Genomic DNA, 23,497 nt, shown 5'->3' with positions numbered 1-23,497 from the left:
CGGCAGCCATCAGATCTTTGCCTCCTCGTCGCAATAATCGCAACGGTATTCCTGACGTTCGGTGTGCATCAGATGGAACATCTGATCGATGCCATGCTCCGTGGTGGTGACGCATCTTGGATTCGCACAGTTGATGACGTTGACGACATGTTCGGGAAGGCTTGGCCTCTGCTTGTCGATGATCCTGCCACCCTTGACGATGTCCACCGTCGCCTGGCGAGCGATGAGGCCCAGCACATTCAGGTCGACGCCGGTCTCGTCCTCGATCTTGATGATGTCCTTGCTGCCATAGCGTCTGCTGCTCGCATTCATGATGAGCGCAAGCTTGGCCTTTGCGGGATCGATGTGGAGGAACTGCAGCACCTTCAGTGCCGTTCCTGCCGGAACATGATCGATGATGATTCCGTTGGTGACGCTGGTGACTTCCATCAGGCGGCCACCTCCTTCCCTGCCCAGGCATCATAGCCTGGAAGCTCATCTCCCAGGACGGAGCTTTCGAGTGCCATCCGCATGAGCATGCCATTCTTGACCTGTTCGAAATATGCGGCGCGCGGATCGTCGTCAACCTCGACCGCAATCTCGTTGACCCTGGGCAACGGGTGAAGCACTGCCATGTCTGGCTTGGCGAATCTCAGCTTTCCCTCATCCAGGATGTATGTATCGCGCAGACGGAGATAGTCGTCTTCGTTGAAAAAGCGCTCCTTCTGCACGCGGGTCATGTACAGCACGTCCAAATCGCCTATGACGCCTGCCAGATCGCGTGTCTGCACATAGGAGCAGCTGGGCGTGTCGTTGATGCGATCCAACACATACTGCGGCGTCTTCAACTCCTCCGGGCTGATGAGCACGAAACGGACGTTGCCGAATCGGCAGAGCGTGGAAATCAACGAATGCACGGTTCGTCCGAATGTCAGGTCACCGCACAGTCCGACGGTAAGATCCGTGACTCTGCCGAACCGCGAGGTCAGCGTGGCGAGGTCTGCCAGCGTCTGGGTCGGATGCATGTGCCCGCCATCGCCTGCATTGATGACCGGAACGTTCGCGGCACGCGAGGCCACCAGCGCGGCGCCCTCCTTTGGATGACGAATCGAGACGACATCGGCGTAGTTGCTGACGGTCTTCAAGGTATCGGATATGGATTCGCCCTTGGAGACGCTCGACAGCTGCGCCCCTGCGAAGCCGATGACGCTCCCTCCGAGACGAAGCATCGCGGTTTCGAAGCTCAGACGGGTTCTGGTGCTCGGCTCATAGAACAGCGTGGCGAGAATCCTTCCGTCACAGGCGTGCATCACCTGCTTCCGATGCGAATCGATGTATTCGGCCTTGCGAAGCAGCTCACTGATTTGTTGAACTGAAAGATCATCCAGTGTGACGACGCTGTGACCTACTAGTGTGGAGGTATTCCCCGAAATACCAGCTTGCGTAACCGACTGTGATGTGGATTCAGCACGGGCAGATGAAGTTTCTGCTGGGAAATCCGAATTGTTATTGTCGGGCAACGGCTCACCTTTCTGCGATAAGGTGGCCACATTGACGTGACCTAGTCAACAATAGGCAAGTTTTGTTAACAACGCAACAAAGGCATGTTTTGGTGGCATCTCAGCACGGGTGAGCTCCAAGGCAGCATGATCCCCACCATTTCAAGCGAGTTTGCAAGTTTTTGGCACTTGTCAAGGTATGGATTCACGAATTGCCTGAAATGCCGTGCGAATCTGAGCCAGATATCAGGGATTCAGCCCGTGCATACTGTGGGAAGTGCCAAAAACTTGCATTCTGGGAGTCAGAAGACGTCACATGATGCCATAGAACAGCCGATCTGTGATTTCCCTGCACCGGCGCATCTTCCCGAGCATGTCATTCTCGAAGCGCTGGCCCTGATGCGCGGCGTAGCCGAGATATATTCCTATGCCGCCCAGGGAGTAGCCGTCATCCGGCAGGATGTCAGCGCGCGAGGCGCGGCCTGACCACAGATAGTTGCCGTTGCGCGCTGCCGTGCACAGCATCCAGGCCTCGCGAAGGTTATCCGCGTCCTCGGCGTTGATGAGACCGGCATCGCGCAAGGCCTCAAGCGCAGGCAGGGTCGATGTGGTCCGCAAGGTCGAAATCTCGTTCGCATGCTGCAATTGGTGCAGCTGCACCGTCCATTCGATGTCGGACAGACCTCCCTTGCCCAGTTTGATATGTCTGTCCCTTCTGACTCCTCGAGGCAGGCGTTCGGCCTCCATTCTCGCCTTGAGCCTGCGTATTTCGGCGATCTGCTCCTCATGAAGTGTCTGTCTGGGGTATCGGATCGGATCGATGACCTCGCTCATGAGTCTGTCTCCCAAGCCCGTGTCACCCGCCGCCACGCGCGCTCTGAGCAGTGCCTGTGACTCCCATGTGCTTGCCCAGGAATGATAGTATTCGCGACACGATTCATATGACCGGACCAATGGCCCATTCTTGCCTTCGGGCCGCAGATCCATGTCAAGATCGATCTTTTCCTCGACGCTTACGGCACCGGACAGCACAAGGCGCATATCGTCAAGCACATGCAGCGCGAATAGATTCGCCTCACGTGGATCGACGCCATCATTGGGCTCGTAGACGGCGATTATGTCCGCATCCGAGCTGAAATTCACCTCGTTGCCGCCATATCGTCCCATCGCTACGATCACGAGCTTCGCGGGGCTCTGCACCACCCCTGACTGATCGGCCTGCCTTTCGATCGCCCACCGCAAGGAGGCGGATAGGATCGCATCATAAACGTCTGTCATGCCCTGAAGGCATTCGTTGTCGTTCAGCACATGGCTCATCCATCCGAGGCCGATGCGCTCTATCTCATGGCGTCGCATGGCACGTATGGAGTTTGCGAACTCCGCTGGTCTGTCGGCAAAGCGCTCGACAGCCGAGCGAGTCTGCGTGCGCAGGCTTTCGTCAGATCGAAGCTGCAACTGCTGATCGTTGCCAAGCCAGGTGATGGATTCGGAAGACTTTCGCAAGGCCTCTCCAAGAAATCTTGAATTCGACAGGATGTGACACAGGCGCTGCGCCGCGGACGGCGAGTCACGAAGGAATCCCAGATACTGGCTTCCCGTGCCAAAGCGCTCCTCAATGCTTCTCCAACCGAGTAGGCCCATATCCGGATTCTGCCCTTCACCAAGCCATTCCAGCACGGCGGGAAGCAGGATGCGGTTGATTTTCGAGGCTCTTGAAAGACCAGTCGTGAGCGATTCCACATGTCGCATCGCCGATTGCGGATCGGCGAAGCCAATGGATGCAAATCGATCCTCCGCCGCCTGACTGCTCAATCTGATGTCTTCAGTCTGCGTCTGGGCGCTTATGGGCAGCATGGGACGATAATAGATATCCTGATGCAGTCTGCGAATTTCCCGCCGGGTGGCATCGAAGCGGTTCATCAACTCATCGGGATGGATATTGAATGCGCGGGCGAGTCTGCGAAGATCGACATTCGCATCCAATTCCTCCCGCGTTATCTCACGCACGCGTTCCATGCCTCCATAGCTGCCCTTTCCCATATCCGGGAAGAGATGGGTCCGCTTCAGCTCCCACATCTGCTGACGGTGTTCAAGAACCCGCTCAAAGCGGTAGTCCTGCGACAGCTGCGTCGCCTGTCTGCGAGAGACATATCCACCATCGGCAAGTGCCCGCAGCGATTCCAGCGTCGAGGCGGTTCTCAGACTCGAGTCGGTCCTGCCGTGGACCAGCTGCAGCATCTGAACCGTGAACTCGACGTCGCGCAACCCTCCACGGCCGAGCTTGATCTCACGGTCCTTCAACGCGTCTGGAATCAGCGATTCGACTCGCTTGCGCATGCGCTGGCAGTCATACACGAAGTTGCTCCGCTTCGAGGCACTCCATACGAAGGGACGTGTCGAACCATAGTATGCCTTGCCGAGCTCCGCATCGCCAGCCACCGGCCGAGCTTTCAGCAATGCTTGGAATTCCCAGCTTTCCGCCCACTGTTCGTAATATCCCAGGTGAGATTGCAGACGTCGAACGAGTGGACCGTCCTTCCCCTCTGGGCGCAGTCCCCCGTCGATCTGCCAGAGAGCTGGTTCGGTGACGCCTGGAATGACGGACTGGCAGATTTTCTGAAGCATCGTGGCGATCCTGCTGCCCACGCGTATCAATCGCTGATTGTCAACGCCTTCAGCCGCAGGTTCGACGACATATATCAGATCGACGTCCGAAACATAGTTCAGCTCTTTCGATCCCAGCTTGCCCATGCCGATTATCGCGAATCGACAGACGTCGCCATGCTCGACGTTGCGCTTGGCAATGGAAAGCGCCGCTTCGAGGGCAGCATCGGCAAGAGCCGAAAGCATGGTGCTGACCTTCGGCTGAATGTCGATCGGATTGTGGCTGCGAGCGTCGAAGGCCATGATGGCAGCAAGCTGGCGATAGTATTCACGGCGTAGGCCGTTCACCGCATCCGGCAGGGATGGGGCCGCAGCCCGATACGGCGCAGTGCTGCCCGTTGAATCCGTGCCGACCGAATCTTCCTCGGCATTGACCAGACCAGCGGCGTTCCCATACCGTTCGCAGTTGTTCCGCTCCCCTTCGCTGCCATCTTCCGCCTCCATGCGACAGCCTGAGGCAGCCAGCATCGTAGAGCAACGTTGCGCCGCATCGTAGTCAAGCGTCCCGTGCGGGTCTCTTCCCGCCGATTCGACCAGATCCGGTCGGCTCATCATCAGAAAGCCCATCGCCTTGGACACGCCAAGCACCCCAATCAGATTCGACAACTGTGAGTCCTCAGGCAGGCTTTGGCGCAGACGAGCGCCACGCTGATGGTATGAACGAATGATGTCTTGAAGGCTTCTCAAGGCCATATCGGGATCGCATACCTCTGCGATGCTCTCAAGGAGGTGGGAGACGCACCGCTCATCAAGTCCTTCGCCGCAGAGCTGTTCCAAGGCAGTTCGGGCGGATTCCAGATGCTGCAACCCTGCACGAATCAGATTCTTTGAGCCAAGCACGGCATTGATGTTCTCCATACAGTCAATCTACCCCATGCCACTTCCCACCATGTCGGAAGTTCCTGGTGGCAAACGAACCATGACAAACGAACCATGACAGGAATGGCAAATTCGGTGCGGCTATCATGAAAGCCATGGAATCACCGTTAACCATCGAAGAACTCACTCCGGAACGTTTCGAGGAGAAGGCTGTCGTCCACTCACTGACATGGCATGAGACCTATGAGGGTATGCTCCCGGACGAATTCGTCTCGCTCGTCACACCCGAATTCGCACTCAGGGTCACGAAGCGGCATGACCCCCGATACACGCTCGTGGCTGTGAGGCATGACGCGATAGTGGGCTTTGTGGAGTATCTTCCCCAGACGGGCGAGGAGCTGGTCACACCGCACGCATCCGAGATAGGCGCGCTCTATGTGCTCAGATCCGCCCAGCATGAGGGCGTCGGGACACGTCTCATCGATGCCGCGCTCTCCATAATGCCTGAGCCATACGCCGCCCTGACGGTATTCACTGGCAATGCCCACGCCATCGGCTTCTATAAACATATGGGTTTCCGCTCGACCGGTCACCTCATCCCGGACGACTTCGATACGCAGAGTCTGGAAATGACCAATGGCCCGCTGGGGCTTCAGCACGGACACGACCGTCCCAGAACAGCCAGCCAGGACTGACCGAAGCATCCGCGCCTGGCACGAATGCCGTAGGAAACCACAGACAGCAGCCCTGAGCTTCTTGCCCGGGGCCATGCTCGAATATCCGCACGCATGCCTGCAGCGATCCGCAGCCATGCATCGTGCATCTGGCGAACAGCCTATCGCGAATGGAACAGCGGCCTTACGTTGTTCCAGATGCGCCGGGTCGTCACGGCCTTATTCATCGTATAGAGATGGATGCCGTCGACGCCTCGCGCGACAAGGTCGGAAATCTGAGCAGAGGCATAGATGATGCCAGCCTCCTGCATCGCATCAGGATCGTCACCCCAACGCTCGATCATCTTCTCGACCGTGGAGGGAATCCGTGACCCGCACATGCCGACCATATGCCTGACGCGGGAGGCATTGGTGACGGGCATGATGCCAGCCTCGATGGGTACGCCGATGCCAGCCTTGCGAACCTTGTCAAGGAATCGCAGATAGTCCTCGTTGTCGAAGAAAAGCTGCGATATCAGATGATCGACCCCTGCATCGACCTTGGTCTTCAGATTGTCGATGTCGGCATCGAGATTCGCGGCCTCAGGATGGCCTTCCGGATAGCAGGCCGCATACACCTTCATTTCGGGCTTGCGCTCACGAATGTAGCTGACAAGATCGCTGGCATGCTTGAATTCTCCGCATGGATCCGTATCCACCCGCGAATCGCCGCGCAAGGCCAGCGTCGCCTTCACCCCCGCATCCTCGAACAGGTCGAGCTCACGGTCTATCTCGTCCCGGTCTGCGTAGCGCGCTGTCAGATGTGCGACTGCAGGAATCCCATATTCCGCGCGAATCGTATTCGCGATGCGCGCCGTCGCCGTGCGGTCGGCCTGCTTTCCGGTGCCATAGGTGACCGAGATGAAGTCGGGATGCATGCCCTGCAGCCCGTCCATCGTGTCATAGATGGTTCCGACAGGCGCGGTTCTGCGCGGCGGAAAGACCTCAAGAGAGAACATCGGAGCATGCATGGCTAGCGCTCCAACCTCGCGCGGACTGCCTGGGCGGCGGCCACCATATGCTCCAAACTTGGCCATGTTTCGGCATCGCCACGGGTCTTCAGGCCACAGTCAGGATTGATCCAGACCGCGGACGAATCCATCTTGTCAAGGATCTCGTCGATTCGGGTCTCGATCTCTGCCTCGGAAGGGATGCGTGGCGAATGGATGTCATATACGCCGGGTCCGGCCTCGGTTTCGAAGTGGGCGTCGTGGATGGCGTCCAGAACCGTAAGATCGGAACGGGATGCTTCGAACGAGATAACATCGGCATCCATCGCATCTATGTCCTTGATGATGTCATTGAACTCCGAGTAGCACATATGCGTGTGGATCTGAGTCGTCGGCCTGACGCCGGAATGCACCAGCCTGAAGGCCGGGATCGCCCAGTCGAGATAGCGCTTGTGCCAGTCGCTGCGGCGCAGCGGCAGCTTTTCGCGCAGGGCTGCCTCATCGATCTGAATGACCTTGATTCCCGCATCCTCCAGATCGAGCACTTCGTCTCGGATGGCAAGGGCAAGCTGCGTGGTCTGCAGCTTATGGCTGACATCCTCGCGCGGCCAGGACCAGTTCAGGATCGTGACAGGACCGGTGAGCATGCCCTTGACCAGACGCGTCGTGCGTGACTGCGCATATGCGCTCCATGCGACCGTGATGGGCTGCGCGCGGGAAACATCGGACCAGACGATCGGAGGCTTGACACAGCGGGTTCCATAGGACTGGACCCATGCGTTCCTGGTGAAGAGGAAGCCATTGAGATGCTGGCCGAAGTATTCGACCATGTCGTTGCGCTCGAATTCGCCATGCACCAGCACGTCGAGACCGATGCGTTCCTGCCTTTCGAGGACCTCGTCGATGTGCCGCTTGATGAAGGTATCGTATTCATCCTGCGAAATCTCGTGCTTGCGGAATTGCGCGCGTTCGGCACGTATCTCCCTGGTCTGGGGGAACGACCCGATTGTCGTCGTGGGAAGCAGTGGCAATGCCAGTTCCTCACGCTGCTCGGCCTGGCGTTCCCTGCGCTCAGGAAGACGGGTGAAGTCACTGGTTTGAAGGGCTTCGATGCGTTCGGAGACCTTCGCATCGGCTTCGACGCGATGACCGTCGAACAATGACTGGTTGGCGGCGAGTTCCTTGGAATTCTTCAGGGCGGCTTCGTTATTCGAAGACAATGCTGCGATTTCCTTGAGCTCCTGCAGCTTCTCGACAGCGAATGCGAAATGTCGGCGCACCTCAGGACTCAGTCCATCCTCACCTTCCACGCTGAATGGAACATGGAGCAGCGAACATCCCGTGGAGACCACAACGCGGTCGGTTACCTGGCGCACTGCATCGAGCACCCCAAGGCTGTCGGCGTAGTCGTTGCGCCATATGTTTCGACCATTGACGACACCGGCGAAAATCGTTGTCCTTTCGGCCACACCGAATTTCTTCAATGCGGCGAGGTTGTCGTCAGCCCCTTCGACGAAATCAAGTCCCACGCCGTCGAATTCAAAGAGCCTTACAGTTTCATAGATATCCGCGATGTGACCGAAATAGGTCTGCAGCAGCAGCTTCACCGAACCATTGTCGCCATCTCTGGCTGGAAGAATCTTCGCATAGAGGGTCTTGAACAGTTCCACGTCGCCCTCGGACTTGTCCAGCACGAGATATGGCTCATCGAACTGGACCCATTGGGCACCCAACTCGGCAAAGCGGGCAAGCACCTGCGCATAGACCCGGGCGACTGCGTTGACAAGGCCCTTGTCGAGCGTGAGTGGCGCCCCTTCAGGACGACGGGCGAGCTTGAGGAAGGTGTAGGGGCCGATCAGCACCGGCTTGGTGACGATGCCCAGTTCCTTGGCCTCGTTGAATTCGTCAAAGGGCTTGGTGCCATTGAGCGCGATTTCTTCGGAATCGTCGATTTCAGGAACCAGATAGTGATAGTTCGTCGTGAACCACTTCTTCATTGGCAGGGCGGTGACATCGCCTCGCTCTCCCTGATAGCCGCGTCCCATTGCGAAGAGGGTATCCTCCGCGCCGAGCGAGAGCTTGCTGTATCGCTGCGGGACAGCGCCCAGCAGGATGGATGTATCCAGCAGCTGGTCATAATAGCTGAAATCGTTGCTTGGAATCAGATCGATTCCGGCATCCCGTTGAAGCTTCCAATGCTTCGCACGCAGCTCGCGAGCCGTGCCCTGCATATCCTCCAGAGTCGATTTGCCTCTCCAATAACTTTCTATCGACCGTTTCAGTTCCCTGTTCGAACCGATGCGCGGGAAACCGATTACCGAAGTGAGTGCGGACATGCTTCCTCCAATGTATGATGTTGCAACCCCAAGAAGGGTATCAAGCGATAGCCTCTACAGGTAATTATAATGAATGGTGTGTCGTTATAACCAAAATCTATACCCTGCTGCACATGCACTCCCAGTCCAACACGTGATTGCGGTTGCCTTGCTCATCTGCAAGTATAGGGACTCAACATCGACATCCATATGACGATGCCGTGCCAATCCGAGCCATCTGCAGCCGCCTTGACGCACGATGCCACCGATGGCGGGGCCTGCACGGTGATGATGACACGATGCCACCATGCCACGAGCAGCATGTGCAGACGATGCGTTCAAGAATTGAAATCATGCGGCGTCAGCACCGCAATGAGTTCGGCGCCGTGCACCGTCCATTCGTTGAAGGGCCTGTCACAGGCGAAGATCGCCAGACTTGCAGGCGACAGTCCAAGATTCAACAGATCAAGCTGGCTCGGATCGGAATCCGAGGTCGCCAGCCATTCGCAGCTCACGGAAACGGTGGGTTCATGACCAAGGATCATGAGAACGCGTCGCTTTGGCTTGGTGGCTTGAATCTCATCAAGCACCGACTGAATGCCTCCCTGGTACAGGCTGAGTCTGACATCGACCTTGGGACCATCCCCGAAATACCGAAGCATCCGGTTCAGCGTTTCCATGGTTCGGTCAGCGCTCGAGGTGGCGATCCGGTCAGGAACCAGGTCAAGGAAGTCAAGCCCCTTTGCGACTTCCTTCGCCTGCTTCTTCCCCTTATCGGTTATTCTGCGAGTCCGGTCGCCATCCTCACCCAGCGACTCGGCCTTCGCATGTCTCATGACGATGAGCACATACGCACGAGAACGAAGACTTTTCTTCAGCTTTCGAAGGTTGACGTTCATCAGCAACTCCTCAGCAACTCATTCAGCATCGCAGCAACGATCCGCTGTCTGAATGCAACGACCTATTCAAGAGCCCCCTGCTCCATTCCTGACTCTACTACAGTTGCCTGGTGCTCCAGGTCGCGCAGGACCTTGCGCAGCTTCCGATCGGAAATATCGCGCAGCTCGAGCTCTTCCAGAGACTCTGCCGCAGTCGCACCATCAATGTCGGCATAGGTGTCCTTGGTCGCCCGCTCGCGCTTGCGCAACGCCTCGATGCCGGGACTCATCGCCCGAGAGACAACGATGAAGCCGGTGTGCCCTATCATTTGATGGTTCGGACGCACCGCCAAGCCCTGAACCTTCCAGTCCCGCTGCAGGGTTTCGGACACTTCCGGCTCCGTCCACGAACCGCGCTCGCGCATCTGCTCGACAAGACGACTCATCTGCGTGGTCGTCGTCACGTAGGCGCTGAGCACGCCTCCGGGAACGATAAGTCGCTCAACCGCTTCCAGCCTGTTCCAGGGATCAAGCATGTCCAAGACGACGCGGTCATAGCCATGCTCCGTGCAATCCTTGGCAACCGTGTCAAAATCACCCGTGAGCAGCTCCCAGCGCTTCGGCATTCCACCGAAGTACACGGAAGCATTCAATCCCGCGATGCGTGCAAACTCCGAACGCCTTTCGATGGTCGTTAGATGACCTTCGGAACCGACTGCATCCAACAGGTTCAGGCTCATCGCACCAGAACCCGCGCCTGACTCCAGCACACGCATGCCGGAGCGGATATCCCCCATCGTCAATACCTGGGCGATGTCCTTCGGGTACATGATCTGCGCGCCGCGAGGCATCGAAAGCACATAATCCGCCAAGCGCGGCCTCATGACCGTATATGACCAGCCACCAAGCCGTCGTGCCGCCTTCCAAGGCTTCTTCGCATCTTGGATGGACCCGTCGTCATCGCCCGTCGATGCTGGCGCCATGCCTGCACCCTGCCCCAGCTGCATCTGATGCAACGCGGCCGCGCTTCGCGTCGTCACGATGGACCCCTCGACCAGACCGATCACATCGTCATGGGGTATCACCCCTCGCTGCGTCTGCACGACCTCACCATGCTCAAGCAGGGCCGTGATCATTGCTCCCTTGCGATCGGTCAGCTGCACTTTTTCCCCCACGCAAAGGGGACCTCTCTTCGGCATAATTCCTCCATATCACCGTTCGGTCGAGAATTATACAGCGTCGTGCGAAGCTCCACACGGTCGCAGTTCGGTTCAGTCCCGATGCCGAGCGTATGCAGCCCACCGCCCTTGGGCCGAGGAAACAGACAGGTCGATGCCAAATATCTCGCTGAGTCTCTCGGCCGTGAAGCCATGTTCCAGATCGCCCTGATAGATTATCGTTCCCGGCTCCGGATCGCGGCCAGTGACCGCATCCTGGTGGGCGTCCGCCTCATTGCCAGACAACCGCCCCATGATCGCAACGTGATCGAACCCCTGAGGAATCTCTTCAAGCCTATGCGTGACAAGCAGCACCGTTCTGTGCGGATCCGCTCCGATGCGCCCCAGGGCTTGGAGAACAAGCTCGCGCCCGCCCAGATCGAGACCTGTCGTCGGCTCGTCAAGGATCAGCAGGTCGGGGTCCGCCATCAACGCCCTGCAGATCAGCACTCGGGTTCTCTCCCCCTCGGATAGCTTGAACATCTGCTTGCCCTCAAGGTATTCAATGCCGAATTCACGCATCAGCGAACGAGCACGCCCATACTCCGCATCGGTATATGAGTCGCGCCACTTGCCGGTCGTCGCGGTGAGCGCAGTCACGACGATGTCGAGCGGATCCTCCTGCGGAGGAAAGGCCCGTGAGAGTTCCGCCGAAGACAGCCCTATGCGATGCCGGTACGAGAACACATCGACCTTACCCAGTCTGTTGCCGAGAATGTCGACGGACCCGGAGCTCGGGAATCCTCGCGTACTCATCATCGCCACCAGGCTTGACTTGCCGATGCCACTGGGACCGAAGAGAATCCACTTCTCCCCTTGTTGAACCGTCAGATTGACGTCGCGGAGAATGACTCGACGCTGACGACGGAACTCAACATCCTTCAGTGCAAGGACTTCCATGTCACCTCAACGCCTGTCTGTACACATCGATGGTCTGATCGGCGATGCTTTCCCAGGAGAATCTGTCGCGGGCACGCTCATAGCCGCACTCTCCCATGCGTTCCGCCTGCTGCAGGTCAGAGAACATCCTGTCTATCGCCTCGGCGAGGTCATGGACGTATGCATCCGGATGGATCGGCGTGCCCGTGCCATCCTGAAGCTGCTCGATCGGCACCAGATATCCGGTCTCTCCATCGACGACGACCTCGGGTATGCCACCGGTTGCACTCGCGACGACCGGAAGTCCGCACGCCATCGCCTCAAGATTCACGATGCCAAGCGGTTCGTAGATGCTCGGACATACGAAGGCATCGCAGCCATGTTCCAAGGCTCTCAGTTCAGGACGGGGAAGCATCTCTTCGATCCAGACGATATTGCCCCGCTCCTCATCCAGCTTCCTGAACGCGTTTCTGACCTCGCTTGCGATTTCGGGAGTGTCAGGGGCACCCGCGCAGAGCACCACCTGAATGTCCCTGTCAATCAGATGCAAGGCGCTGAGCAGATATGGCAGCCCTTTCTGCCTGGTGATTCTGCCGACGAACAGCAGCGTCGGCCTGTTGCGATCGATGTGATAGCGGTCAAACACATTCCAGGCATCGTCATCTTCCGCGGGACGTGTGAAATCACCGAGCGTGATGCCGTTATGTACCACGCATACCCGCTCTGGATCGACCTGGGGATATGCAGTCAGGATATCCTTGCGCATGCCTGCGGAAACGGCGATGATGCGGTCGGCCGACTCATAGGCGTCCTTCTCTGCCCATGAACTCAGACGATAGCCGCCCCCCAGCTGCTCGGCCTTCCACGGGCGGAAGGGTTCCAGACTATGCGCGGTGATGACCAGTGGTATGTCGTTGAGCTGAGCCGCGACGCGGCCTGCGAGACAGGTGTACCACGTATGGGCATGGACCAGGTCTGCCTTGACATCCGATGCGATGCTCAGATCGACGCCAAAGGTCTTCAGCGCGGCATTGCTGTCCTCCAGATATTCCGGTGCGTCATAGCCCACGAGATGCAGGCTTCCGGAATGATTGCCGCCGGGAATCGCAGGAATGTCGGCAGCCGTTCGAGCTCCATCGAAGGCTCGGACGGTCACATCGATCCGTTCCGCCAGGACCTTGGACAGTTCTTCGACATGGACTCCGGCACCACCATAGATATGCGGAGGATATTCACGTGTCAGTATGTCGACCTTCATATCAATCTCTTCCTTACTGCACGATTCCGTGCGATTGCCATGGTCAGACCGCAGTCCCGTTGTCGTCAAGATTGGGATTGTCTCGTGGGGATCCTCCCACAAGGATCAGGCTGAGCACTCCAACCGCGAAGGCGACCGATACTGTGATGACGAGCCATAGCGGTGTGCTGGAAATCCACATGATCACGACGAAGGCGCATGCCGAAATGACTATCAGTGTCCAGCATAGAATGCGGAGCCATTGCCTCACGCTGCGCGGCGCCTCGATTGATGGCATCGCACGCGTATCGCTTGCCGTCTTCTGAATGTCTACATCGACATGAGACGTCGGCTTCCACGCGCCATCTTCCTTGGCTTGAATCCTGCGCGACTTTTCCTGAAGCGACTGTTCATCTATCATGCCGCCACGCCCGCGACCTCGGGTCTGATCGTACTGACTTGGTATTCCCTTGCGCTCGTTGCGCGCATTGGCCCTGCGTTGGGAACGGTTAGGCATATTGCTCCTCTCACACCATGCAAGCTCGGAGTCCGTGCTCAGCAGACGGCATCCAACCGAACGGGTGGCTGGATGCCGAACGACGGACTGCTCCTAGCCCTAAGTGTAACGGCTTATCGCGGAAGCATCATCGGGCGTTGCGTTGCGGTGATCGGCGCTGGCAGCTCGGTGTTGCCGGTCAGGAACTTGTCGACTGCCGCAGCGCAGCTGCGTCCCTCGGAAATGGCCCAGACGACGAGGGACTGACCTCTGCCGGCATCTCCACAGACGAACATGCCTTCCTGCGACGTGGCGAAGTCGTTGTCTCTGGCGACGTTCCCGCGCTTGTCGAGTTCCACTGGAAGCTGATCGACCAAGGTCTCGGTGTCTGGGTGCAGGAACCCGATGGAGATGAGTACCAGATCGGCTGGGAGGATGCGTTCCGTCCCGTGCTGGCGCGTGAATGGGCCATTGTCCCCGGGAGCGACGTCAACGACCTTCAGACCTGTGATATGACCGTTCTCGTCGGCGATGAAGCTTTCAGCCGTGGCGTGTTCCTGAATGTCGACGGCGGTGTCACCTGCCTCATCCGCCTCGAATTCGACGGAGTCGGTGCTGTAGAGGTACTGTCCGCCTTCTTCCATGGACGAGGTCTTCTGATAGGTGCGCGCATATGTCGGCCACGGATCCTTGTCCGGACGATGGTCAGGTTCCTTGGGATTGATCTGCAGGACCGTCACGGACTTCGCTCCCTGACGTATCGAGGTTCCCAGGCAGTCGGATCCGGTGTCGCCACCGCCGATGATGACCACATGCTTGTCCTTCGCGGTGATGCCGTTGATGGGCTTCTTGCCCCACACCATGCGCGTCGCATCGGGCAGGAAGTCCATGGCGAAATGGATTCCCTTCAATTCCCTGCCCGGGATTGAAATGTTCCTGGGAACCGTCGAGCCGATGGCGACTATGACCGCATCGTAGCGGCTGCGGAGCTCGTCCCAGCTGATGTCCTTGCCAATCTCGACGTTGGTGCGGAAGCGGGTTCCCTCCGCCTCCATCTGCTCCTGGCGCATGTCGATAAGCGACTTGTCAAGCTTGAAGTTCGGAATTCCATAGCGCATCAGTCCTCCGATGGCATCCGCGCGCTCATAGACGACCACGGTGTGGCCAGCCCTTGTAAGCTGCTGTGCGCATGCCAGTCCGGCAGGGCCGGATCCGACGATGGCGACGGTCATGTCGGTAAGGCGCTGTGGTGGCTGAGGCTTGACGTATCCAAGCTTCCATGCCTCATCGATGATCGTCTGCTCATCGAGCTTGATCATCGTCGCGGGCTGGTGTATCGCCAGAACGCATGCCTGCTCGCATGGAGCGGGGCAGACACGTCCGGTGACCTCAGGGAAGTTGTTGGTGACGGAAAGGCGGTTGTATCCGTCCTCCCACTTGCCCTGACGGACCAGATCGTTGAATTCGGGTATCAGATTGCCGAGCGGGCAGCCTGTCATGCAGAATGGCGTGCCGCAATCCATGCAGCGGGCCGCCTGATTCTTCGTGAAGTCCTGCAGACCGAACTCGGCGTGGACATCCTGCCAGTCCTTGATGCGCTCTGAAACCGGACGTTCCTTGAGCTCCCTGCGTGTGCGAACCTTCAAAAATCCCCTTGGATCAGTCATTTCAGTGCGCTCCTTCCACAACCCGCTCGTACAACGATTCCCAGGCCCCAGGCTGGTTGAAATCTACATGTTCCCTATGCGCCTGCTCCATGGCCTTCTTCATCGCGAGATATTGCGTTGGCACGACGTGGGTGAAACGGCTCAGACCCGATTCCCAGTCCTCCAGCAATTTCATGGCCGTCTGCGAACCGGTCTCCTCCGCATGCTGCTTGACCAGGGAGTGAAGCTCGACTGCATACTCCCCCTCGACTGGAAGGAACTTCAGGGAGCCATTGACGCTCGCCGATGGATTCACCTTGCGCATGTCCAAGTCAAGCACATACGCATTGCCGCCGGAGAACCCGGCTCCGAAGTTTCGACCGGTCGGCCCCAGAATCGCAACCGTTCCGCCAGTCATGTATTCGCAGCCATGATCGCCGACGCCCTCCACGACGAAGCTTGCACCGCCGTTTCTGACCGCGAAGCGCTCCCCAGCCTTGCCTGCGATCAGCATCTGCCCGGAGGTCGCGCCGAAGCCCGTCACATTGCCGCAGATGACGTTCTCGTGCGGATCGAAATGGATGTCCTCGGCCGGGCGCACGATGATGCGTCCGCCGGAGAGTCCCTTTCCGGCATAGTCATTGACCTCGCCATAGATGCGCAGAGTCTCGCCGCGCGGAATGAATGCGCCGATGGACTGCCCACCCGAACCGTGAAGGGTGATGTCGATGGTGTCATCGGGCAGACCCTGCGCCTTGTAGCGTCGGGTGATCTCATAGCCGAGCATCGTGCCGACGGTTCTGTTGACGTTACGAATCGGCACGTCTATCAGCACCGGCTCCCTGCGTTCCAGGGCGGGCTCGGCAAGCTGAATCAGACGATTGTCGAGGGCCTTCTCAAGCTCATGGTTCTGATCGATGGTGTGATGCAGGATCGTGCCGGGCGTCGGCCCTGCCTGCATCAGGACATTCGACAGATCGATGCCACCGGACTTCCAGCGGCTGATCGCCTCGTTCTGATCGAGCATCTCGACGTGGCCGACCGCTTCCTCCAAGGTGTGGAAGCCAAGCTCCGCGAGGATCTCACGGACCTCCTCGGCGATGAACATGAAGAAGTTCACGACATGCTCGGGCTTGCCACGGAAGCGGGCGCGCAGCTCAGGATCCTGCGTGGCTATGCCCTGAGGGCAGGTGTTCAGATGGCATACGCGCATCATCACGCAGCCTTCCACGATAAGCGCGGCGGTGGCGAAGCCGAATTCCTCCGCGCCAAGAAGCGCCGCCACCACGACATCCCTGCCTGTCTTCAGCTCGCCGTCGCACTGGACAACGATGCGGCTGCGCAGACCGTTGAGAATCAGCGTCTGCTGCGTTTCGGAGAGACCGATCTCCCAAGGCGTGCCCGCATGCTTGATGGCGTTGAGAGGCGCTGCACCGGTACCACCGTCATAGCCGGATATCAGCACCACGTCCGCATAGCATTTCGCGACTCCTGCGGCGATGGTGCCGACTCCGAACTCGGAAACGAGCTTGACATGGATGCGTGCCTTCGGGTTGGCCATCTTGGCATCATTGATCAGCTGCTTCAGATCCTCGATCGAATAGATGTCATGGTGAGGTGGCGGAGAGATCAGCTCAACGCCTGGGGTCGCCCTTCGGACCTCGGCGATCCATGGCGGCACCTTCGCACCGGGCAGATGACCGCCTTCGCCAGGCTTGGCGCCCTGCGCAAGCTTGATCTGCAGATCGGTCGCAGAGACGAGATAGTCGCTGGTCACGCCGAAGCGCGCCGAGGCGATCTGCTTGATGCGGCTCGTTCTTGACGGGTCCTCGATGCGATCCTGGGATTCGCCGCCCTCACCGGAGTTCGAACGCGCCCCAAGCCTGTTCATCGCCTTGGCAAGGGTCTCGTGCGCCTCCTGGGAGATCGAACCGTAGCTCATCGCTCCGGTCGAGAAGCGCTTGACTATCTCCGATGCGGGTTCGACCTCGCTAATATCGATGGGCTTGCGGTTGTGATTGAACTTCATCAGGCCTCGAAGCGTCATCAGACGGTTCGAGGTGTCGTTGATGTGATGCGAATACTGCTTGAACATGTCATAGTCGCCACGCTGGGTGGACTGCTGCAGCAGGAATATCGACTCAGGGTCGTTGAGATGCTCCTCGCCGGTCCTGCGCCACTTGTAGTCGCCACCAGAGCGCAGGTTTCTGTGCGGACGCGCGGTCCATTGGGTCGGATACGCGACCCGGTGGCGTATCGCCACCTCCTCGGCGATCTCGTCAAGTCCGGTGCCCCCGACACGAGACGTAGTCCCTGTGAAGTACTTGTCCACGATGTCCTGACTCAGGCCAATCGCCTCGAACAGTTGCGAGCCACGGTACGACATGATCGTGCTCACACCCATCTTGCTCATGATCTTCAGGACGCCTGTGCTCAGCGCCTTGATCAGATTCTTGGCGGCTTGCTCGCCGGATACGTTCAGATAGCCGCGCTCGGAAAGATTCTCCACGGATTCCAAGGCAAGATATGGATTCACGCATGCGGCGCCATAGGCGATGAGCAGTGCCACATGATGCACCTCACGCACGTCTCCGGCCTCGACCGCCAGCGAGACCTGCGTCCTGGTGTGTCGACGCAGCAGATGGTGCTGCACTGCGCTGGTCATCAGCAGCGAGGGTATCGGACCCCAGGTATGGTTCGAATCTCGGTCGGACAGCACGATGAAGTTCTTTCCCGCCTCGATCGCATCGTCGATCTGCTGGAATATCTCGTCAAGCCGTGCCTTGAGCGCCTTGCCGCCTCCGGCGACCTGATAGAGTCCCTTCACCACGAATGGCTTGTAGTAGTTATCGAGTATCCGGGCCTTGTCGAGACGCTTCAGCTGAGCCATCTGGTCAGAGTCCACGACCGGATTCGGAATCAGTATCTTCTTGGCATGCAGCTCCGAGTCCTCGAGCAGGTTCGGCTCCGGACCGATCGCCGATTCCAGGCAGGTGACTATCTCTTCGCGCTCCCAGTCAAGGGGTGGATTCGTTACCTGCGCGAATTTCTGGGTGAAGTAGTCGAACAGCATTCTCGAACGCGAGGACAGCACCGCCATGGGAGTGTCGTTGCCCATGGCTCCCAGTGGTTCCTTGCCGCCATTGGCCATCGGGGCAAGCAGGATCTTCAGGTCCTCCTCGGTGTATCCGAACGCTCGCTGACGACGCTGCACGGACATGCCGGAATGGCTGACATGCGCTCGGGACGGCAGTTCGCTCATCTCGACGGAATTGCCCTCGACCCAAGACCGGTATGGGTGCTGTTCGGCTAGTTTCCTGCGAATCTCAGGATCGGGAACTATCCGCCCGGCATTGACATCGACCAGGAACATCTTGCCCGGTTCCAGACGCCCCTTGCGAGCTATGCCGCTTTGCGGAATCCTGTCCAGGACGCCGGTCTCCGATGCGAGGACGAGATACCCGTCGTCCATCAGCTGCCAGCGACCGGGGCGCAGTCCGTTGCGGTCAAGCTGCGCGCCGACCAGATCGCCGTCCGTGAAGATGATGTTGGCAGGTCCGTCCCAAGGCTCGATAAGGGTGTTGTTGTATTCATAGAACGCCCGGACATCGGGATCAAGAGTCTTGTCCTTCTCCCAGGCGGGCGGCAGCATCATGGATACTGCGTGAGGCAGCGACCGGCCTGCCAGATACAGCAACTCCAGGGTTTCATCGAAGGTACCGGAATCGGAATACCCAGGAGTGTTGATGGGCAGCAGCTGTGAGATGTCGCCGAGCAGCTCCGAGCTCAGACGGCCTTCACGCGCGGAGACCCAGTTACGGTTGCCCTGGATGGTGTTGATCTCGCCGTTATGGGCAAGCAGCCTGAATGGCTGGGCAAGTGGCCAGCTGGGGAAGGTGTTGGTCGAGAAGCGCGAATGGACGATGGCGATGCGGGCCTTCATCAGCGGATTCGACAGATCCGGGAAGAAGGGCTGAAGCTGCATCGTGGTGAGCATGCCCTTGTAGGTGATGGTCTTTGTCGAAAGCGAAGCGAAGTACACGCCCACCGCATGCTCGACTCGCTTCCGGACGCGGAAGGCTCGGCGCTCCAGGTCCATCCCCTTCACGCTGCCATCGGAATCTGCGATGACCAAGGTCTTGAAGGCGGGCATCGTACTCAGAGCCTGCAGTCCCAGTCCATTCGGATTCGTCGGCACGTCGCGCCATGCGAGGACGGAAAGGCCTTCCTCTTCGACTATCGAGGCGATCGCCTGCTCCTGCTGGGCGCCCAGAGCGATGTCTCGGTCCAGAAAGACGATGCCCGCTGCATAGCCTCCCTGCTCGGGAAGCTCTGTCTCGACGGTCGCACGCATGAATTCGTCCGGCATCGTGATCAGGATTCCAGCACCGTCACCGGTGTTCTTCTCAGCCCCGACCGCACCGCGATGATCGAGATTGACAAGAACCTCTATCGCCTTGTCCACGATGGAACGTTCCGGCACCCCGTTCAAGGTAGTGACCATACCGACACCACATGCGTCATGCTCGTTGGCAGGATCGTATAATCCCTGTGCATTATGAACAGTAAGATCAAGTGGTGCTCTGAAAGTCACTGATATCACCTCTCTAGGGTGGGCGGAAGCCCGAATGGAACGCTTTGATAGAACAGAATACCGTGTGAATGTGTCATTTTAGGACACAAGTTCGCATTTCGTGTCGCTTGGACCATGTTTTGCGGCGCGCATATCAGCTAGCGGGCATACGAATCAAGAAGTCTCTCTACGATCAAATCATTCAAAAGCCGCCCTTTGAGCGTGGGAACGACCGGAGACGACGCACTCTCGATTAAGCCTTCGGCTTGCAGCTCCCCAAGTATCTCAGTGTGTGGACGATGCCCGGCAACCGCGTCCACTCGCTCGATGTCCAAGCCTTCGCGCAGCCGTACGCCAAGCATGATTGCCTCTTCCAGCGCGGCATCGCGATTCAGGGTCTCGGCTCCCTGCCAGGGCACGCTTCGCTGATGGATCATATGTGCCCAGCGCCTTGGATGCCGTATGTCCCAGGCACGTATCGACGAGCAGTCCGGCGGCAGATTCCGATGCTGACGGGTGAAGCCGTCATGGTCGTCGACGGCATACGCCCCCTGCGGCAAGGTCGTCGCTGGGTTCAGATGGCTGAAATGCGAATGTGCGCCCGGACCCAAGCCAGCCCAATCGACGTTGCGCCAGTAACCGAGATTGTGGCGGCATTCGTGGCCTGGAACGGCCCAATTCGAAATCTCGTACCACTGCAGGCCCTGCTCGGAAAACAGCGAATCGGCTAGCTCATATTTCTCCGCCTCATCGTCATCGTTGGGCTTGGGAAGTATGCCATAATCGACTTTTCTGCCCATTGGCGTGGTCGGTTCCAAGGTGAGCGCATACGCGGATATATGCGTCGGATGCATGTCCGAGGCGCTGCGAACGCTGGTTTTCCAATCCTCTATGCTTTCGCCAGGTGTGCCATAGATCAGGTCAACGCTGCATTCGAGTCCAAGCTCCTGAGCCGCCTTGACATTCGTCACCACATTTTCCGGCGTGTGGGTGCGGTCGAGCGTTTTCAGCACATGGGGAACCGCTGACTGCATGCCGAACGAGATCCTGGTGAACCCGCCCGCCTTGAGCGTGCGCAGGTAGCCTGCATCGACCGTGTCGGGGTTGGCTTCGGTGGTGACTTCAGGATCGGCGATGATGCCCCACTCATGCGCGGCGGTCTGGACCATGCGGACGAGATCGATGGCCTTGAGCACCGTGGGCGTGCCGCCGCCGAAGAATATCGTCGAAATCGGCTCTTGAGCGATGCCGTTCTCTTCCTGCCAACGCTTGAGCAAGGCCATTTCTTCGATGATCATGCTCGCATAATGGTCCACGCTCGCACCTTCGCCCATATCCATCGACGTATAGGTGTTGAAATCGCAGTATCCGCACCGTTTCAAGCAAAATGGCACATGAATGTACAGACTGAATGTCATGGCATCCCCCAATGCAATGGAGCGTTTGTCTAGCTGTCTTTCTTGGCCGCGGCGCGAATCTTGTCGCGAGTGTCCCTGTCAGTGGAATCGTCGGTGCTCAGCGCCGCGATGAATGCCTCCTGCGGCACCTCCACCCTGCCGAGCATCTTCATGCGCTTCTTGCCGGCCTTCTGCTTCTCAAGCAGTTTGCGCTTTCGTGTGATGTCGCCGCCGTAGCACTTGGCGAGCACGTCCTTGCGCAGGGCTCGAATCGTTTCACGCGCAATGATGCGCGAACCGATGGCCGCCTGAATCGGAATCTCGAATTGCTGACGCGGAATCAGCTCGCGCAGCTTCTTCGTCATCATCACGCCGTATGCGTATGCCTTATCGCGATGGACCACGGCGCTGAAGGCGTCTACCTTCTCACCCTGAATCAGGATATCGACCTTCACCAGGTCGGCGGACTGCTCGCCAGACTCGTGGTAGTCGAGACTTGCGTACCCCTTGGTGCGGCTTTTCAACTGGTCAAAGAAGTCGAATACGATCTCTGCGAGCGGCATCGTGTAATGCATTTCTACGCGCTCTGGACTGATGTATTCCATCGTCCCCATCTGACCGCGGTGGTCCTGGCACAGTTCCATGACCGAACCGATGAACTCCTTCGGCGTGATGATGTCGGCAGAAACCACGGGCTCCACGATCTTCCTGACCTTGCCGTCCGGGAATTCGCTGGGGTTGGTCACATGATGCAGCTTGCCATCTTCCATCGTCACGTCATAGGTCACGTTCGGCGCCGTCGAGATCAGGTCGAGACCGAATTCGCGGCTCAGACGTTCGGCGACGATCTCCATGTGCAGCAAGCCAAGGAAACCGCAACGGAAGCCAAAGCCGAGTGCGACTGAGGTTTCTGGCTCATAGATGAGCGCGGCATCATTCAGCTTGAGCTTGTCCAGAGTCTCTCGAAGATCCGGAAAGTCAGCGTTATCCACGGGGAACAGCCCCGCGTAGACCATCGGGTGGGGGTCGCGGTATCCAGGCAGGGCCTCTGTCGCACCGTTCGCCTCTGTGGTGACGGTGTCGCCCACCTTTGACTGGGCGACGTCCTTCACGCCGGTTATCACATAGCCGACCTCGCCAGCGCCGAGAGCCTTGGTCGGCGTCATGTCGGGGCTGATGACACCAAGTTCGATCGGGTCATGCACCGTACCCAGGCTCATCATGCGAATCTTCTGGCGGGACCTGATCTCGCCGTCGATCATGCGGATATAGGTGACGATGCCCCGATACGAGTCATAGACCGAATCGAAGATCATCGCACGCGCAGGTGCCTTGGCATCGCCCCTTGGAGGCGGCACCTCAAGGACGATGCGGTCGAGCAGTTCCCTGATTCCTTCTCCGGTCTTGCCGGAAACCCGCAGGACCTCGCTCGTATCGCAGCCCAGCAGACCCGCCAGCTCCTCGGCGTGCTTATCGGGTTCGGCGCTTGGCAGATCGATCTTGTTGAGCACGGGAATGATCGTCAGATCGTGATCTATGGCCATATAGAGATTCGAGAGGGTCTGCGCTTCGATGCCCTGCGTGGCATCGACCAGCAGCACTGCCCCTTCGCATGCCGCAAGCGCGCGGGATACCTCGTAGGTGAAATCGACATGGCCTGGGGTGTCGATCATGCCAAGGGTATATTCCGTGCCATCTGCGGTCCACGGGACTCGAACGGCCTGCGACTTTATGGTGATGCCGCGTTCCTGTTCGATGTCCATGCGATCGAGGAACTGATCGTGCATCTCACGGTCAGACACTATGCCGCTCAGCTGCAGGATGCGGTCGGCGACGGTTGACTTGCCATGATCGATGTGCGCGATGATGCAGAAATTGCGTATCAAGGACTGATCGGTGAATCCGGGCTGATTATGCTGAACCGCCACCGTGCTCCTTCCAAAAAGTTTGAACTTACGGAATTCTACCCGCAGCCACAGCCAGAACGGCGATTGGGGAAAGCCACCATCATGGCAGATGGGGCGCGATGCCTAGGGAAGCTCAGGGCCGCAGACACTGCGCGCAGGGAGGACGCCTCCATTGTCATCCGCAGTCAATGCAGACATGGGGAACCACTTTCATCCCCCATGTCTGGAGGCCGCCGCCTGGCGAAACCGGCATGATATTGGTCAATGTGCAGGATGCATGGTAACCTGTTTGTTTGTCTATAAGGATATAGCATAACGTCGTTTGGAG

The 23,497-nt window shown here is 58.5% G+C and carries 15 protein-coding genes; 1 reads left to right on the top strand and 14 read right to left on the bottom strand.

All coding sequences use genetic code 11. From position 1 onward, the window contains the following. Positions 1 to 9: 9 nt before the first annotated feature. From QN062_RS00400 to QN062_RS00390, 3 genes are all read right to left on the bottom strand, one after another. Positions 10 to 429 (bottom strand): aspartate carbamoyltransferase regulatory subunit, encoded by a 420-nt coding sequence (locus tag QN062_RS00400; RefSeq protein WP_369341678.1) that lies wholly within the window; start codon positions 427 to 429, stop codon positions 10 to 12. After that, complete coding sequence (gene pyrB, locus QN062_RS00395; protein ID WP_369342611.1) at positions 429 to 1,412, bottom strand: aspartate carbamoyltransferase; 984 nt, start codon at positions 1,410 to 1,412, stop codon at positions 429 to 431. The genes QN062_RS00400 and pyrB overlap by 1 nt, the downstream gene beginning before the upstream one ends. A gap of 378 nt (positions 1,413 to 1,790) precedes the next feature. Then, on the bottom strand, positions 1,791 to 5,000 hold the full coding sequence (locus QN062_RS00390; protein WP_369341677.1) for a bifunctional [glutamine synthetase] adenylyltransferase/[glutamine synthetase]-adenylyl-L-tyrosine phosphorylase: 3,210 nt from the start codon (positions 4,998 to 5,000) through the stop codon (positions 1,791 to 1,793). Between the two features lie 116 nt (positions 5,001 to 5,116). Here QN062_RS00390 and QN062_RS00385 point away from each other — a divergent pair, with 116 nt between their 5' ends. Continuing rightward, positions 5,117 to 5,656 (top strand): N-acetyltransferase family protein, encoded by a 540-nt coding sequence (locus QN062_RS00385; RefSeq protein ID WP_369341676.1) that lies wholly within the window; start codon positions 5,117 to 5,119, stop codon positions 5,654 to 5,656. 140 nt (positions 5,657 to 5,796) lie between these two features. Here the strand turns inward: QN062_RS00385 and metF are convergent, their stop codons facing one another. From metF to lepA, 11 genes are all read right to left on the bottom strand, one after another. Next, positions 5,797 to 6,645: a methylenetetrahydrofolate reductase [NAD(P)H] gene (gene metF, locus QN062_RS00380; RefSeq protein ID WP_369341675.1), complete on the bottom strand. Its 849-nt coding sequence runs from the start codon at positions 6,643 to 6,645 to the stop codon at positions 5,797 to 5,799. 2 nt (positions 6,646 to 6,647) lie between these two features. Next, complete coding sequence (gene metE, locus QN062_RS00375; RefSeq protein WP_369341674.1) at positions 6,648 to 8,960, bottom strand: 5-methyltetrahydropteroyltriglutamate--homocysteine S-methyltransferase; 2,313 nt, start codon at positions 8,958 to 8,960, stop codon at positions 6,648 to 6,650. Positions 8,961 to 9,277: 317 nt separating this feature from the next. Beyond that, a complete protein-coding gene (locus tag QN062_RS00370; protein ID WP_369341673.1) occupies positions 9,278 to 9,838 on the bottom strand; it encodes a histidine phosphatase family protein in 561 nt (186 codons plus the stop codon). A gap of 62 nt (positions 9,839 to 9,900) precedes the next feature. Further along, on the bottom strand, positions 9,901 to 11,016 hold the full coding sequence (locus QN062_RS00365; RefSeq protein ID WP_394854708.1) for a tRNA (adenine-N1)-methyltransferase: 1,116 nt from the start codon (positions 11,014 to 11,016) through the stop codon (positions 9,901 to 9,903). Positions 11,017 to 11,088: 72 nt separating this feature from the next. Next, on the bottom strand, positions 11,089 to 11,934 hold the full coding sequence (locus tag QN062_RS00360) for an ABC transporter ATP-binding protein (RefSeq protein ID WP_369341672.1): 846 nt from the start codon (positions 11,932 to 11,934) through the stop codon (positions 11,089 to 11,091). A 1-nt stretch (position 11,935) separates the two neighbouring features. Further along, complete coding sequence (glgA, locus tag QN062_RS00355) at positions 11,936 to 13,171, bottom strand: glycogen synthase (protein WP_369341671.1); 1,236 nt, start codon at positions 13,169 to 13,171, stop codon at positions 11,936 to 11,938. A 43-nt stretch (positions 13,172 to 13,214) separates the two neighbouring features. Beyond that, positions 13,215 to 13,667, bottom strand: a complete 453-nt coding sequence (locus QN062_RS00350; RefSeq protein ID WP_369341670.1) for a tripartite tricarboxylate transporter TctB family protein — start codon at positions 13,665 to 13,667, stop codon at positions 13,215 to 13,217. A 113-nt stretch (positions 13,668 to 13,780) separates the two neighbouring features. Continuing rightward, a complete protein-coding gene (locus QN062_RS00345; protein WP_369341669.1) occupies positions 13,781 to 15,313 on the bottom strand; it encodes a glutamate synthase subunit beta in 1,533 nt (510 codons plus the stop codon). A 1-nt stretch (position 15,314) separates the two neighbouring features. After that, entirely contained in the window at positions 15,315 to 19,886 is a 4,572-nt protein-coding gene (gene gltB, locus QN062_RS00340) for a glutamate synthase large subunit (RefSeq protein ID WP_369341668.1), read from the bottom strand. Between the two features lie 137 nt (positions 19,887 to 20,023). After that, complete coding sequence (gene hemW / locus QN062_RS00335; protein ID WP_369341667.1) at positions 20,024 to 21,283, bottom strand: radical SAM family heme chaperone HemW; 1,260 nt, start codon at positions 21,281 to 21,283, stop codon at positions 20,024 to 20,026. Between the two features lie 29 nt (positions 21,284 to 21,312). Then, entirely contained in the window at positions 21,313 to 23,190 is a 1,878-nt protein-coding gene (gene lepA / locus QN062_RS00330) for a translation elongation factor 4 (RefSeq protein WP_369341666.1), read from the bottom strand. Between the last annotated feature and the right edge of the window lie 307 nt (positions 23,191 to 23,497).

The organism is Bifidobacterium sp. WK012_4_13 (assembly GCF_041080835.1).
Lineage (GTDB): Bacteria > Actinomycetota > Actinomycetes > Actinomycetales > Bifidobacteriaceae > Bombiscardovia > Bombiscardovia fermentum.
Note: the sequence above shows the minus strand (reverse complement) of the source record. Positions and strands in the feature narration are given on the sequence as shown.

Bases quoted from the DNA above. Each gene is read 5' to 3' on its own strand.
- QN062_RS00400 (WP_369341678.1), bottom strand. From the start codon at position 429: ATGGAAGTCACCAGCGTCACCAACGGAATCATCATCGATCATGTTCCG.
- QN062_RS00390 (WP_369341677.1), bottom strand. From the start codon at position 5,000: ATGGAGAACATCAATGCCGTGCTTGGCTCAAAGAATCTGATTCGTGCA.
- QN062_RS00385 (WP_369341676.1), top strand. From the start codon at position 5,117: ATGGAATCACCGTTAACCATCGAAGAACTCACTCCGGAACGTTTCGAG.
- metF (WP_369341675.1), bottom strand. From the start codon at position 6,645: ATGCATGCTCCGATGTTCTCTCTTGAGGTCTTTCCGCCGCGCAGAACC.
- metE (WP_369341674.1), bottom strand. From the start codon at position 8,960: ATGTCCGCACTCACTTCGGTAATCGGTTTCCCGCGCATCGGTTCGAAC.
- QN062_RS00370 (WP_369341673.1), bottom strand. From the start codon at position 9,838: ATGAACGTCAACCTTCGAAAGCTGAAGAAAAGTCTTCGTTCTCGTGCG.
- QN062_RS00365 (WP_394854708.1), bottom strand. From the start codon at position 11,016: ATGCCGAAGAGAGGTCCCCTTTGCGTGGGGGAAAAAGTGCAGCTGACC.
- QN062_RS00360 (WP_369341672.1), bottom strand. From the start codon at position 11,934: ATGGAAGTCCTTGCACTGAAGGATGTTGAGTTCCGTCGTCAGCGTCGA.
- glgA (WP_369341671.1), bottom strand. From the start codon at position 13,171: ATGAAGGTCGACATACTGACACGTGAATATCCTCCGCATATCTATGGT.
- QN062_RS00350 (WP_369341670.1), bottom strand. From the start codon at position 13,667: ATGCCTAACCGTTCCCAACGCAGGGCCAATGCGCGCAACGAGCGCAAG.
- QN062_RS00345 (WP_369341669.1), bottom strand. From the start codon at position 15,313: ATGACTGATCCAAGGGGATTTTTGAAGGTTCGCACACGCAGGGAGCTC.
- hemW (WP_369341667.1), bottom strand. From the start codon at position 21,283: ATGACATTCAGTCTGTACATTCATGTGCCATTTTGCTTGAAACGGTGC.